Source organism: Candidatus Pantoea bituminis (assembly GCF_018842675.1).
Classification (GTDB): domain Bacteria; phylum Pseudomonadota; class Gammaproteobacteria; order Enterobacterales; family Enterobacteriaceae; genus Pantoea; species Pantoea phytostimulans.
Genome location: NZ_JAGTWO010000004.1, coordinates 1,458,343 through 1,472,907 on the forward strand (window position 1 = coordinate 1,458,343; position 14,565 = coordinate 1,472,907).

11 protein-coding genes and 1 pseudogene are annotated in these 14,565 nt (G+C 55.9%); 10 read left to right on the top strand and 2 right to left on the bottom strand.

Going from position 1 to position 14,565, the window contains the following annotated elements; all coding sequences use genetic code 11:
- The first annotated feature begins 144 nt into the window (after positions 1 to 144).
- Positions 145 to 1,004 (top strand): annotated as a pseudogene (gene phnE / locus KQP84_RS10570) (phosphonate ABC transporter, permease protein PhnE).
- On the top strand, positions 1,001 to 1,885 hold the full coding sequence (phnE, locus tag KQP84_RS10575; RefSeq protein ID WP_215846484.1) for a phosphonate ABC transporter, permease protein PhnE: 885 nt from the start codon (positions 1,001 to 1,003) through the stop codon (positions 1,883 to 1,885). The pseudogene phnE (KQP84_RS10570) and the gene phnE (KQP84_RS10575) overlap by 4 nt, the downstream one beginning before the upstream one ends.
- On the opposite strand, the gene KQP84_RS10580 is transcribed toward phnE (KQP84_RS10575), so the two are convergent.
- On the bottom strand, positions 1,839 to 4,436 hold the full coding sequence (locus KQP84_RS10580) for an ATP-binding protein (RefSeq protein WP_215846486.1): 2,598 nt from the start codon (positions 4,434 to 4,436) through the stop codon (positions 1,839 to 1,841). The two genes, phnE (KQP84_RS10575) and KQP84_RS10580, sit on opposite strands and share 47 nt — an antisense overlap.
- Before the next feature lie 143 nt (positions 4,437 to 4,579).
- On the opposite strand from KQP84_RS10580, the gene KQP84_RS10585 reads away from it, so the two are divergent.
- The 6 genes from KQP84_RS10585 to KQP84_RS10610 all read left to right on the top strand — a co-directional run bounded on the left by KQP84_RS10585 (position 4,580) and on the right by KQP84_RS10610 (position 11,434).
- Positions 4,580 to 6,094 carry a sugar ABC transporter ATP-binding protein gene (locus tag KQP84_RS10585; protein WP_215846488.1) on the top strand — a complete coding sequence of 505 codons (1,515 nt, stop codon included), beginning with the start codon at positions 4,580 to 4,582 and terminating at the stop codon, positions 6,092 to 6,094.
- 10 nt (positions 6,095 to 6,104) lie between these two features.
- Positions 6,105 to 7,088, top strand: coding sequence for an ABC transporter permease subunit (locus tag KQP84_RS10590; protein WP_215846489.1), 984 nt, complete (start codon positions 6,105 to 6,107; stop codon positions 7,086 to 7,088).
- A gap of 751 nt (positions 7,089 to 7,839) precedes the next feature.
- Complete coding sequence (locus KQP84_RS10595; RefSeq protein ID WP_215846491.1) at positions 7,840 to 8,778, top strand: ABC transporter substrate-binding protein; 939 nt, start codon at positions 7,840 to 7,842, stop codon at positions 8,776 to 8,778.
- Between the two features lie 46 nt (positions 8,779 to 8,824).
- Positions 8,825 to 9,508, top strand: coding sequence for a D-lyxose/D-mannose isomerase (locus KQP84_RS10600; protein ID WP_215846493.1), 684 nt, complete (start codon positions 8,825 to 8,827; stop codon positions 9,506 to 9,508).
- An 11-nt stretch (positions 9,509 to 9,519) separates the two neighbouring features.
- A complete protein-coding gene (locus KQP84_RS10605; protein WP_215846494.1) occupies positions 9,520 to 10,380 on the top strand; it encodes a ketose 1,6-bisphosphate aldolase in 861 nt (286 codons plus the stop codon).
- Between the two features lies 1 nt (position 10,381).
- Positions 10,382 to 11,434 (top strand): carbohydrate kinase family protein, encoded by a 1,053-nt coding sequence (locus KQP84_RS10610; protein WP_215846496.1) that lies wholly within the window; start codon positions 10,382 to 10,384, stop codon positions 11,432 to 11,434.
- Here KQP84_RS10610 and KQP84_RS10615 read toward each other — a convergent pair.
- Positions 11,371 to 12,114: a response regulator gene (locus KQP84_RS10615; RefSeq protein ID WP_215846498.1), complete on the bottom strand. Its 744-nt coding sequence runs from the start codon at positions 12,112 to 12,114 to the stop codon at positions 11,371 to 11,373. The two genes, KQP84_RS10610 and KQP84_RS10615, sit on opposite strands and share 64 nt — an antisense overlap.
- Before the next feature lie 428 nt (positions 12,115 to 12,542).
- Between KQP84_RS10615 and KQP84_RS10620 the strand changes: the two genes are divergently transcribed.
- Together KQP84_RS10620 and KQP84_RS10625 are read left to right on the top strand one after the other, a co-directional pair.
- Positions 12,543 to 13,841 carry an NCS2 family permease gene (locus tag KQP84_RS10620; protein WP_215848254.1) on the top strand — a complete coding sequence of 433 codons (1,299 nt, stop codon included), beginning with the start codon at positions 12,543 to 12,545 and terminating at the stop codon, positions 13,839 to 13,841.
- 317 nt (positions 13,842 to 14,158) lie between these two features.
- Complete coding sequence (locus tag KQP84_RS10625; protein WP_252515260.1) at positions 14,159 to 14,563, top strand: hypothetical protein; 405 nt, start codon at positions 14,159 to 14,161, stop codon at positions 14,561 to 14,563.
- Positions 14,564 to 14,565: the final 2 nt, after the last annotated feature.

The window sequence follows — 14,565 nt, forward strand, 5'->3', positions numbered from 1 at the left end:
GAGACGCTGCCACATGCGGGTACAGAGTAGGCATTTTGCAGCATCTTCCTCCCCCATGCATGGGGGAGGACCGAGGTGGGGGACAAACGACCCCGCACTTATGGGGACCGCGCGCACAGACTTCAACTTATGCGAGAAAAGCTTTTGACTGACTTCGAACGTTATTACCAACGCATCCGCAGCCAACAGAAACGCGACTCGCTGCTCTGGTCTTTGTTACTGGTGGCGCTCTATCTGGCTGCGGGCAACGTGGCGGAATTTAATCTGATTAACGTCTGGCAATCGCTGCCTAACTTTTTGATTACATCCGCGAAATCGTTCCGGTGCTGCATCTGCCGCTGCTGTTCGCCGATGGAAAAACGGAAGGTTCGCTCGCGTATTGGGGTTATCGCCTGCATATCCAGTTGCCGCTGATTTGGGAAACGCTGCAACTGGCGCTGGCTTCCACAATAATTGCCGTCTGCGTTGCCACGGTGCTGGCCTTTTTTGCCGCCGACAACACGCAAATGCCCGTAAGCGTACGGTTTGCTATCCGTTCTGGGGTAGCCTTTTTGCGCACCATGCCAGAACTGGCGTGGGCGGTGATGTTTGTCATGGCCTTTGGCATCGGCGCTATTCCGGGCTTTATGGCGCTGGCGCTGCACGCCATCGGCAGCCTGACCAAGCTGTTTTACGAAGCGATAGAATCCGCTTCCGATAAACCGGTGCGCGGCCTCGCAGCCTGTGGTGCCAGCAAGTTGCAACGCATACGCTTCGCCTTCTGGCCGCAGGTCAAACCGGTATTCCTCTCCTACAGCTTTATGCGTTTAGAGGTCAACTTCCGCTCCTCAACCATTCTCGGTTTAGTTGGCGCAGGCGGCATCGGACAAGAGCTGATGACCAATATCAAACTTGACCGCTTCGATCAGGTCAGCATCACATTACTGCTGATTATCGCCGTGGTTTCGCTGCTGGATACCGTTTCTGGTCGCCTGCGTCGCCGCGTAGTAGAGGGTAAATCATGATTGCGCTTGCACCCGATGTCGCGAAACTCAAGCAGCAACACAGCGCGTTGTTTGCCCTACAAAACCGTTATCTGCGCCGCATTGGCCTGATTGCCCTGGCGGTGCTGCTTTATTACCTGTTCTTTTTTTCTGTTTTCGGCATTGAGTGGAGCCGGCTGGAAAACGGCGTTCAACAGTTAGGCCGCTATTTTCTGCGCATGTTTGTCTGGCAGGATTTCGCTAACTGGCCGTTTGGTTATTATCTGTCCCAGATAGGGATTACGCTGGCGATTGTGTTTGCTGGCACGATTACCGCCTCGATCATCGCCTTGCCGCTGTCGTTTCTGGCGGCACGCAACGTGATGCACACGCGCATCAGCTGGCCGATTGCGCTGTTGGTTCGTCGAATGTTTGACCTGCTGCGCGGCGTGGATATGGCAATTTGGGGGCTGATCTTTGTGCGTGCGGTAGGCATGGGGCCGCTGGCAGGCGTGTTGGCGATTGTGATGCAAGATGTGGGGCTGCTCGGCAAACTTTATTCCGAAGGGCACGAAGCGGTAGAGCGCTCACCAAGTCGTGGCCTGGGCGCATTGGGCGCAAACAGTTTGCAAAAACATCGCTTCGGCATCTTTACCCAATCCTTCCCCAGTTTCCTGGCGCTGAGCCTCTATCAGATTGAATCCAATACCCGATCGGCGGCGGTGTTGGGTTTTGTCGGCGCGGGCGGCGTGGGGCTGGTTTACGCCGAAAACATGCGTCTGTGGAATTGGGACGTAGTGATGTTTATTACCCTGATTTTGGTGGTGATAGTGATGGTGATGGATGCGATCTCCAGCCGCCTACGCAAACGCTACATTATTGGGAAAACGGTGCCGCTGTGGCAGCCTGCTGCGCACGACTAAGCCGCTCGCTGCGCTGCCATGCGCGCTGTAACGCCTGCACTAATTGCGCCTCCTGCCAGGGTTTCGCCAACCGTTCACACAGCGGTAGCGTCACGGGCTGGTGGCGCAGATCCTGACCGCTGATTAACAGCGTCGCCAACTGCGGCCAGTTCTGCTGCGCCTGGCGAATCACCTCCGCCCCGTTGATTTCACCCGGTAGCATCAAATCACTGATCAGCAGATCGATATCCGGCGTCTGGCGCAGCAGATTCAACGCGCTTTCGCCATCGCCGCACTCCAGTGTCAAATAGCCCAGCTGATGCAGATGTTCGCATAAGGTTTGCCGCACCGCCGGTTCATCATCTACGACTAACACCAGCCGATCGCCCGCCGCGTCGGGTTGCGGTGGCGCGACAACGGCGGCGGTGGCGGCGGTTTCAGGTGCGCGTGGCAATAGCAGGCGAACAGTTGTGCCTTGCCCCGGCGCAGTTTCCAGTTCAATTTGTCCGCCCGATTGGCGAACAAAACCGTACACCATCGACAAACCCAATCCGCTGCCACTGCCGGTAGCTTTGGTGGTGAAGAACGGCTCAAACACCTGTTCGCGCACCTCCGATGACATACCGCTGCCGTGATCAATCACCTCAATTGTCACCCTGTCGCGCTTCTCGCCCTGTTCCAGACGCCGCTGATTCCAGATACGCAGGCGAATCTCACCGCTTTGCTGTGCCATCGCATCGCGCGCGTTGACCACCAAATTCATCAACGCATTCTCTAACTGACTGGCGTCGATCCACGCGGGCCAGCCAGGACGCTGGGCATCAATCACCAGCTGTTGTCCGGGCAACAGCGAATGCTGCAACAGGCCTTGCAGGTTATCCACCAGCGTTACCACCGACACCGCATTGGGATGCAGCGCCTGTTTACGAGAAAAAGCCAACAGGCGCTGGGTCAGCAGCGCAGCCCGATCGGCGGCCTGACGGGCACGATCAATGCGGCTGGCAAGTGGCCCCGGCGGCAGTTGGCCTTGGGTTAACGCCAGGCTGCCGATGATCACCGCCAGCAGATTGTTAAAATCATGGGCAATGCCACCGGTCAGCTGACCGACCGCTTTCATTTTTTGACTGTGCACCAGCGCTTCTTCCAACGCTTTACGCGCGCTGCGCTCCAGCACGGTATTCACCATGCCGCGCCGTGGTACCGGGCTGAAACGCAACTCCAGCGTGCGGCCGTCAGCCAGCCGGATCTCCTGCGGCTCACCCAATCCGTGCAGATGAATCTCCAGCCGCTGTAACAGCAGTTGGTAATGCAGCCCACGATGCAGATCACGCGGCGCAATGCCCAACAGCTCGGCGTATTGCGCATTCCACACCACTAATCGCCCGCTGTTATCAAACAGCGCAAAGCCATCGCGCATCGCCAGAAAGGTCGATTCAAGCTGATTACTTTTCTCTTTCAACAGGCGTGAAGTGTGGGCCAGCGACGCGGTGTTACGCGCAAATACGTTAAAGGCGCGGGCCAAATCGCCCAGCTCATCGCGACGTTGCAGCCCGGGCACGCTGACATTCTGTTCGCCTTGCGCTAATCGCGTCATCGCCCCGGCAATCGCCGTCAGGCTGGAACCTAAATTGCGATAAATGTAATAACCGGCGTAGCAGGTAATCGCCAGCGCCAGCAGCACAAACAGCGCGATAAACCCGATGATTGAATCAAGCTCCTGATGGGTGGCCAAAGTGCGCGTTTCGCTCTGCTGCGCCACTTGCTGCACATAGGCGGTGATGTCTTCATTGAGCATCGCCACCAGCGCTTTGATGCGATAGGTCGCGTAGGCAATGGCTAAATCACTCTGCTCCAGATCCGTCGCCAGCGGCACCAGTTGCTGCTGGGCCGTTAATAAGCGTTGCACGTGATCTGCCAGCACGCCGTGAGCAGGCGCGCTGCGCCACGCCATCATCACTTCACCTAATTGATCGATGGCGGCGACCGGTGAAGGCGTGCGAATCGCCACGGTAAGCAGTCGCTCAGTCTGTTGACGCAGCGCGGCATTCGGGGCAAGCGCCGCATTTTTTAAGGCGATCTGATTAATATGACTGAGCAGCAGTTGGGATTGCCACAGGCCGCTGAGCATCAGGTTACGTTGCAGATGGCGCTGATGCCCGGTGCGCAATAGCTGAGTAATGGTTTGCTCCAGCATCAGGCTGCGCGCGCGAATACGCGCTACCCGCTCTGGCTGGCGTGACGCCATCGGGGCATTCGCCAGTAAGGAGAGCGACTGTTGCAGCGCCTGCTGATTTTGCTGCAGGCGCAACGATTCACTTTGGTATTCCAGCGCGCCCACCACCTGTGACAACCGTACCGCCGCGGTGGCGACATTGGCGGTATCACGCGCCAGCGCCAGGCTGCCGTTCATGTCCGCCAGCGTTTGCGCCTGCGCCTGCTCCTGAATCGCCCCGGCGTGGCGAAACCCGAGAATCGCGACCGCGCTCACCATGAGCGTGACGCAGACCACCAGCAAGTTGAACAGCAGCAGGCGGCCTCGGGCCCCGGCCTGCCATGGATAATCGCGCTGCATACATCGTCTCCCTTACCGCGCTAATGGGGCGAGTATAAGAGCGGGGCCGCGGGCAAATATGACAAATATGAATGGGTGCTGACATTTTCCATTTATCTGGCGTTGCTTTACTGCTGGCATTCATAGTCAGCAGGAGCGGGCAGATGACAGCCACACCAATACTGGAAATGCGGAAAATCACCCGCCGCTTCGGCAATTTCTACGCCTTGAAAGGTGTTGATCTCACGGTTTATCCTGGTGAAGTTCACGCGCTGATGGGGGAGAACGGAGCCGGAAAAAGCACCTTGATGAAAATCCTGGCAGGAGCCTATAGCGCCAGCAGCGGGGAAATTTTAATTGACGGCAAAGCCTACACGCTTAAAGGGCCCAAAGAGGCGTTAGCGGCAGGCATCACCCTGATTTATCAGGAAATCAATCTGGCACCGAATCTCACGGTGGCGGAAAACATCTTTCTTGGCAGTGAAATCACCCGAGGCGGCATGGTGAAGCGGCGCCAAATGGCCGATGAGGCGCAGCAGGTGATTGATCGACTGGGCGCGCAGTTCAGCGCCAACGACCTTGTTAACCGCCTCAGTATTGCTGAACAACAGCAGGTGGAAATCGCCCGAGCGCTGCATCGCAACAGCCGCATTTTGGTGATGGATGAGCCTACCGCTGCACTCTCTAACCGCGAAACCGAGCAGCTGTTTGCGCTGATCAAGCGCCTGCGCGGTGAAGGCATGGCGATCATCTATATCAGTCATCGCATGGCGGAAGTTTATGAGCTGTCGGATCGCGTCAGCGTGCTGCGCGATGGCGAATATGTTGGCAGCCTGACGCGGGAGAATCTCAACGCCAGTGAGCTGGTGCGCATGATGGTCGGCAGGCCGCTCAGCGATCTGTTCAATAAAGACCGCAACATTGCGATGGGTGATATTCGCCTGGCGGTGAATCACCTTGGCGATGGAGGCAAAGTGCATCCCAGCAGCCTGGCCGTGCGCGCGGGCGAAATCGTGGGGTTAGCCGGGCTGGTCGGTGCCGGACGCAGTGAGCTGGCGCAGCTGATCTTTGGCGTGCATAAGCCGAAAGAGGGCGAAATCTGGGTGGATGGTCAAAAAGTCACGATTCATTCGCCCCGTGATGCGATTGCGCGCGGCATCGGTTTTCTTACCGAGAACCGCAAGGAACAAGGTCTGTTTCTGGAGATGGCGGCGATGGAGAACATTGTGATGGCCACGCTAGAACGCGATGCCAATTATGGCCTGCTTGATCGTCGCAAAGGGCAAAAAATCGCTAATGATGCCATTGCCAACCTCAACATTCGTGTGCCGCATGCGCAAGTGCGGGCCGGCGGTTTGTCTGGCGGTAATCAGCAGAAGCTGTTGATTTCGCGCTGGGTCTCAATTGGCCCACGTATCTTGATTCTCGACGAACCGACGCGCGGCGTTGACGTCGGAGCCAAAAGTGAAATTTATCGCATGATGCAGGAGATGGCGCGCCAGGGCGTGGCGATATTAATGATCTCCAGCGAGCTGCCGGAGGTGGTGGGTATGAGCGACCGCGTTTACGTGATGCGCGAAGGCAGCATCGCTGGTGAGCTGGAAGGCGACAACATCAGTCAGGAAAACATTATGACGCTGGCAACCGGTGCGCACAGCGCATCCCCGCTTGAAGTGTGAGGAGAAAACCATGACAGCACCAACCGCACGCGCCAAAGCGCCGACACTGAAACGCGCCCTGATGGGCGATTTGCTGCAAACCATCGGTATCTTGCCGATCTTGATCCTGATCGTCGCGATTTTTGGTTTTGTGGCACCTAACTTTTTTACTGAAGCAAACCTGCTGAACATTACGCGTCAGGCCTCCATCAATATCGTGCTGGCGGCGGGAATGACCTTTGTGATTCTGACCGGCGGGATTGATCTGTCAGTGGGATCGATGCTCGGCACCACTGCGGTGGTGGCGCTGGTGGCGTCGTTGGATCCGATGCTGGCCTCGTTGACGATTCCCATGGCGCTCGGCGCCGGGCTGATAATGGGGCTATTCAACGGCATTTTAGTGGCATGGGCCGGACTGCCACCGTTTATTGTCACGCTCGGTACTTACACCGCATTGCGTGGTGCCGCCTATTTGCTGGCGGATGGCACCACGGTCATCAACTCCGATATTAATTTTGAATGGATAGGCAACGGTTATCTCGGCCCGGTGCCGTGGCTGATTGTGATCGCTTTTGCGGTGATTGCGCTGTGTTGGTTTATTTTGCGCCGCACCACGCTGGGCGTTCACATCTACGCGGTTGGCGGCAACATGCAAGCCGCGCGGTTAACCGGGATTAAAGTCGGCGTGGTATTGGCGTTTGTTTATGGCATGAGCGGCTTGCTATCAGGTTTGGGCGGATTGATGAGCGCGTCACGGCTGTATAGCGCCAACGGCAACTTAGGCGTGGGCTATGAGCTGGATGCGATTGCAGCGGTGATCCTCGGCGGCACCAGTTTTGTCGGCGGTATTGGCACCATCACCGGCACGCTGATTGGCGCGCTGATTATCGCGACGCTGAACAACGGCATGACGCTGATGGGGGTTTCCTATTTCTGGCAGTTGGTGATCAAGGGCGCGGTGATCATTATCGCGGTATTGATCGATAAATATCGTACACGTCATCACGTGAGTTGAACGATGGATGAGGTGCGCGCTGTCCCTGGTGAGGTGCGCGCTGTCCCCCATCCCGGCCTTCCCCCGCGAAGCGGGGAAGGAGACGCTGCCACATGCGGGTACAGAGTGGGCATTTTGCAGCATCTTCCTCCCCCATGTATGGGGGAGGACCGAGGTGGGGGACAAACGACCTCGCACTTATGGGGACCGAGTTGGGGGCAAACGACGTCATCTGCGCGCTGTCCCCCATCCCAGCCTTCCCCGCGAAGCGGGGAAGGAGACGCTGCCACATGCAGCTTCAATACTGGCATATGGCAGCATCTTCCTCCCCCATGTATGGGGGAGGAGCGAGGTGGGGGACAAACGACCTCGCACTTATGGGGACCGAGGTGGGGGGCAAACGACGTCATCTGCGCGCTGTCCCCCATCCCAGCCATCCCCCGCGAAGCGGGGAAGGAGACGCTGCCACATGCAGGTACAGAGTGGGCATTTTGCAGCATCTTCCTCCCCCATGCATGGGGGAGGACCGAGGTGGGGGACAAACGACCTCGCACTTATGGGGACCGAGTTGGCAAACGACTCCCGATAAAAATTTTTACCCTACGCCATTCAGCGGTTGGCAATCATAACTACCCAAAATATTTCAGGTTGCAGCAAGGCGGCAAACGAATCCATCTCGATGAGCTGACGGATGTCAGTGATTCACTTGGATAAGTGAAGCCAACACATCTGTAGCATGGAATATGACGGGCAAAACAGCAGGAGAAGCACAATGCGTTTTAATCCGATCGTAACCGGGCTGCTGGCGGCGACGCTGTTCAGTGCTGGCGTGGCTCAGGCGAAAGAACTGAAATCTATCGGCGTGACGGTGGGCGATCTCGCTAACCCGTTCTTCGTACAGATCACCAAAGGCGCGGAGATGAAAGCGCGTGAACTGGCGGGTGACAAAGTCAACGTCACGCTGGTCTCCAGCGGCTACGATCTGGGGCAGCAGGTTGGCCAGATCGATAACTTTATCGCCGCGAAAGTGGACATGATTATCCTCAACGCCGCCGATTCCAAAGGCATTGCACCGGCGGTAAAACGTGCGCGTGATGCTGGCATTGTGGTGGTTGCCGTCGACGTTGCCGCTGATGGCGCCAATGCCACTATTACGTCCGATAACACCCAAGCCGGAGAAATGGCCTGTAAATATATTTCCCAGCGCCTGAAAGAGACCGGCAGCGTGGTGATCATCAACGGCCCACCGGTCTCTGCAGTGCAAAACCGCGTGGAAGGCTGCATGACCGAATTTAAACGTCATCCCAACATCAAGCTGCTTTCCTATAACCAAAACGCCAAAGGCAGCCGTGAAGGCGGCTTGGAAGTGATGACCGGTTTGCTCTCAGCTAATCCAAAAATTGATGCAGTTTTTGCCATTAACGATCCCACCGCGATCGGTGCCGATCTGGCGGCGAAACAGGCCCAGCGCAGCGAATTCTTTATTGTTGGTGTCGATGGATCACCGGATGGCGAAGAGGCGCTGAAGCGTAAAAATTCCCTGTTTGTCGCAACGCCCGCGCAGGATCCACAAGTGATGGCGGCGAAAGCGGTGGAAATTGGCTACGACATTCTGCAAGGCAAACCGGCGCCGGATAAACCGGTGTTGATTCCGGTCAGCATGATCGATCGCAACAACATCGGCGGCTACAAAGGCTGGACGGTGAAATAACCCGCATGCGGCATGTCATGATGCCGCCTGTTTCGGAGGTTCGACCATGCAACGTTCCGAAGTCAACACCATCTTGCAACTGACGCGTGAGTTCTTTATGCGTCAGGACGTTCATTTGCCGCCATGGGCAGATTACGGCCTCAGCCAGTGGCGTGCGCTTGATCGCGCTTCAGCATCAGAATTGCTGGCGCTGCATCTCGGCTGGGATGTGACCAGCTTTGGCGAAGATGATTTCCAGCAAACCGGCCTGACGCTGTTCACCCTGCGCAACGGATCGCCGGGCGGAAAACCCTGGCACAAACCCTACGCCGAAAAGATCATGCACGTGCGTGAAGCTCAGGTGACGCCGATGCATTATCACCCGCAAAAGATGGAAGACATTATCAATCGTGGTGGCGGCAATCTTATCGTCACGCTGCACAACCGCGACGGTGATGGCCTGGCGAACACACCCGTCAACGTCACGCTGGATGGCCTCAGCCAAACGCATGCCGCCGGTTCACAGCTGCGTTTATCGCCAGGCGAAAGCGTTACGCTGGTGCCGGGCATCTGGCACAGCTTCTGGGGCGAAGAGGGATTAGGTGATGTGCTGGTAGGCGAAGTTTCAATGCCCAATGACGACGACCATGACAACGTGTTTCTTACGCCGCTGGCACGCTTCAATCCGATTGATGAGGATGAACAACCGCGCTGGCTGCTCTGTAACGAATATGACCGCTGGCTAACCTGAAGGAGTAAAGCATGGCATTGATCTCTTTAGCGCAGGGTTTGGCCCACGCGCAGCAACACGGTTATGCGCTGGGTGCATTTAATGTTATCGACACCCATTTTCTGCGTGCGCTGTTCAAGGCAGCCGAGCAGCAGCGTTCGCCGTTTATCATCAATATCGCGGAGGTGCATTTCAAATACATCACCCTTGATCATCTGGTGGAAGCGGTGCGTTTTGAAGCGGCGAAACATGCTATTCCGGTGGTGCTGAATCTCGATCACGGCCTGCATTTTGAGGCGGTGATGCAGGCGATTCGCCTGGGCTTTACCTCGGTAATGTTTGATGGTTCAACGCTGAGTTATGAAGAGAACCTACGTCAGACACGAGAAGTAGTGAAGATTGCGCATGCGGTAGGCGTGTCGGTGGAAGCGGAGTTGGGTGCAGTGGGCGGCGATGAAGGCGGCGCACTGTTTGGCGAAGCGGACAGCGCAAAATTTACCGACCCGAACCTCGCGGCCGAATTTGTGCGAGAAACCGGTATCGACACTTTAGCGGTGGCGATTGGCAATGCGCATGGCAAATACAAAGGCGAGCCGAAACTCGACTTTGAGCGGCTGGCAGCGATACGTCAGCAGGCGGGCGTGCCGCTGGTGTTACACGGTGGATCAGGGATCAGCGACGCCGATTTCCGTCGCGCTATTGAACTGGGCATTCATAAAATCAACTTTTATACCGGCATGTCGCAGGCGGCGCTGGGCGCGATCGATCAGTGTATGTCTTCGCGTAACACGCGCTACGACGAGTTTGCTGAAATGTTGATGGCAGTGGAAACGGCGATCAGCGAGATTGTCATGCAACAGATGCAGATTTTCGGCAGCAGCGGGAAGGCGTGAGATGGCGGGGCGCAGCGGCATCCTGGCCGCCGGTATCATGCTGGTGGACTACGTTCACCGCATCAATCTCTGGCCTCAACAAGGCTGGCTGGCCGAAGTCAGCCACAGTGAAAAAGCGGCAGGCGGTGCGCCGCTTAATGTTCTGGTGACACTGTCACGTATGCAGTGCCAATTGCCGCTGGCGGCGATTGGCTTGCTAGGCGAAGATGCCGACGGCGATTACCTGATGCAGGTGATGGATGAGGCGCAGATTGATCGGCGTGCGGTACAGCGTTCGCAAACGCTAGCGACGTCTACCAGCCAGGTAATGACCGCGCCCGATGGTCAGCGCACCTTTTTCTACGCGCCAGGCGCCAATCGCCAGCTGGATATTCCTCATTTTGACGCGCTAAACGATCGCTATCGCATATTTCATTTGGGTTATTTGCTGCTGCTGGAAAGCCTCGACCACGCTGATGAAACGTTTGGTACACGCAGTGCACGATTACTGGCAATGATGCAGCAGCGTGGTTATTACACCTCTTTAGATTTGGTCTCTCGCGCTGGCGATAATCGTCCGCTGATTCTGCCGTCGCTGCGCTGGCTGGATTATCTGATCATTAATGAACTGGAAGCGGAGGCGCTAACGGGTATTACGTTGCGAGGCAGTGAAGGCATCCAGCCGCCTGACGCATTCGCCGCTGCCGCCCAGTGGCTGATGGAGCAAGGCGTGCGGCAACGGGTGATTATTCATGCGCCTGAAGGGGCGTGGGGACGCGAGGTCAACGGCGCGGGTGTTTGGCAATCTTCATGGCAGCTTAGCGCGGAAGAGATTGTGGGAAGCGTGGGCGCAGGCGATGCCTTTTGCGCAGGCGTGTTGTACGCCACACATCAAGGCTTTGATATGTTGACGACGCTGCGACTGGCGCACACCTGCGCCTGTTTTAATCTGCACGCCGCCAATGCCATTGACGGCATTCGTCCACTTGATGAGATGCAGCGCTGGATGGATCAGGCGATCTGCGTGGAGAGCCGCGCCGTTTCTGGTTTCACCACATCCGCAGAAAAAACGTAACCCAGACCGCGAATAGTACGAATTAAATTAGGTTGGTGTGGATTAGTTTCGATTTTTCGGCGCAAACGCATGATCAGCACATCAATGGTGCGATCGAACACATCAAGGCTTTCGCTGTGGGTTAACTCCAACAGCTGATCGCGTGTCAGCACTTTGCGGGCATGTTTCACCAGCGCCCGCAGCAGCGTGTATTCGCCCTGCGTAAGCGGTACCGATTCTCGCTGAGGATTAAGTAACTGACAGCGCGCTTCATCTAACTGCCAGCCATTAAAGCGCCAGCCATCATAATCTGAATCCTGACAAACCAGGCGAGTACCGCGCCGCAGCGCCGCTTTGGCACGCGCCACGACCACGCGCGGATTGAACGGCTTGGCAATGTAGTCGTCGGCACCCATCTCCAGACCAATCACCATTTCCGCTTCCGATCCCATGCCGGTCAACATGATGACCAGGACATCGGGACGCTGTCGCTGGAGCTGTTGTAGCACCAACAAGCCGTTGGTATCGGGCAGCATCATATCCAGCATCACCAGTGAGATCTCAGGGTGTTGCGCCAGCATGGTCAGCGCCTCTTTGCCCTGATGGCAGCTATAAACATTGAACACATGTTCACTCAGCACGTCCTGCAACACTTCGCAGACGGCACGATCGTCATCCACCACCAATATCGCTGGCTTCATTGCGCGGCCTCAATGTTACGAAAGGGGTAAGTCAGGAGTGTACACAGCCGTAAAAACAGCGCTGATTCAGCAAGCTGAAACGTGACCGATATCGCCTGCCAAAGCGCTGAATCGTGCGTCAGCTCAGAAATTTCTTGTGGAAAAAGCGGCGTGCAGGAAAACGATTGCGCAGCATTGGTGCGTTGCACCATAATCGCGCCTTGTTTTGGTTCAGAATAATCTTAAGAGTTGTTGCGCAACGCTTTTTTACGCTGCGCAACTTATGGCATAGCAATTGCTATGTCCTGATGTGATGTCCTGAAGCAAGGACAAAAGTTCGAGACGGAAGAGCGTGCAACCGTCACTGCCTTTTACATAAAACAACGCGCATGCAAACCACATTGGCAAGGGAGCACCCATGAAAATGGCGTCTCCGCTAACGAGAGATGATGATGTTAGATAAATTATTCAAGCTCAAAGCTCACAACACTACGGTCCGCACTGAGATCATCGCCGGGATAACGACTTTCCTCGCGATGGCTTACATCTTGTTTGTTAACCCCAGTATTCTCAGCGCAACCGGCATGGATAAAGGTTCGGTGTTCGTGGCGACCTGCCTCGCGGCGGCGATCGGTTCGCTGCTGATGGGCCTGATTGCCAATTACCCGATTGCGCTGGCACCGGGCATGGGACTGAACGCTTTCTTTACCTACACCGTGGTGTTGCACATGGGTTACACCTGGCAAATCGCGTTGGGCGCTGTGTTCTTGTCGGCGGTGATTTTCTTCGCATTATCACTGTTCAAAATCCGCGAATGGATCATCGCCAGTATTCCGCTGCCACTGCGTGCGGGCATCGCGGCTGGGATTGGCTTGTTTCTGGCGATCATTGCGCTGGAAGGTGCCGGTATTGTGGTGGATAACCCCGCCACGCTGGTGGGCATTGGCGATTTAACCAAACCGGGGCCGCTGCTGGCAGTGTTGGGCTTTATCATCATCGTAGTGTTGGAAGCGCGCCGCGTGACCGGTGCGGTGCTGATTGGCATTTTGGTGGTGACATTTATCTCAATGGGCATCGGTTTGTCGCCGTTTGCCGGGGTGTTTTCTGCGCCGCCATCCATCGCACCCACCTTTTTGCAGCTGGACATTGCCGGTGCGTTTAACGTCGGCCTGATCAGCGTGATCTTCGCTTTCCTGTTCGTTGACGTGTTTGATAACACCGGCACGCTGCTGGGCGTGACTAAACGTGCAGGCTTAGCCGATGAGAAGGGCAACGTACCGAAAATGGGCCGTGCGCTGATTGCCGACAGCGCAGCTGCGCTGTTTGGTTCGCTGCTGGGCACGTCAACCACCACCAGTTACGTAGAATCAGCGGCGGGCGTCAGCGCCGGGGGCCGTACCGGCTTAACCGCAATTGTGGTCGCGATTCTGTTTTTACTCAGCCTGTTCTTCTCACCGCTGGCCTCCAGCGTACCGGTATTTGCCACCGCGCCTGCGCTGCTGTTTGTCGCGGTATTAATGGCTTCGGGCCTGTCTGAGATTGACTGGAAAGACATCACCACCGCTGCACCGGTAACGGTAACGGCGTTAACCATGCCGTTAACCTACTCGATTGCTAACGGTATCGCTTTTGGTTTTATTACCTGGACCGTGGTGAAACTGCTGAGCGGCCGTACCAAAGAGGTCAATGTCGCACTGATCGTTCTGTCGATCCTGTTTGTGATTAAACTGGGGTGGCTGAGCGCCTGATAACTCCTCTCCGCCGCTGTTTATTTCGCAGCGGCGGGTTCGCCCTTTACTGCCATTTCGCCTTCTCTTACTGGCTGAGTGATTATTTTTGCGCAGCCGCTTCCAGAGCATAATAAATCCCCTGTTTCTTCTGCGATTAAGCGATAGTTTTGTCGTGTCTGAGGTTGTTGACAGAAATCTAAATTGCTGCGGTTTTACCGAAACGTGGAATGATTAAACTGCGGCAATCTGTTTCACTCTCTGTGCGACAGATTCCGGCGTGAACGGATACGACGCGGGAGACACATTCAGACGTGTCGGCGTTGCAGGGGAAAATAATGGATTATTTTTATGGAAGGTTTGAGCAGTGGGAACCGTTTACGTTTAATGGCGCTCGCTGCCGTGGAGGCAATAACATGGAAAAACTGGAAAAACGCATAGAGCGAGTCGAGCAGGATTTGCATCAGGTCAAAATTGATATAGCGGTGTTGACCGAGCGTTCGCAAACATTTGCGACGAAGGCTGATCTTGAAGTGATTCGAAGTGAGCATGGTGCATTCAAAAAAGAAGTGATTCAAAGATTCGACGCCATAGACAAGAAGTTCGACACCATAGATAAGAAGTTCGACGCCATAGACAAGAAATTCGATGCCCTTAATAACCGAATTATCTGGACAATGATGGTTCCTTTAACGCTGTTTGTGGTGGGGTGGTTCATTAAAACCGCGGTGCTTCACGTTTAGTT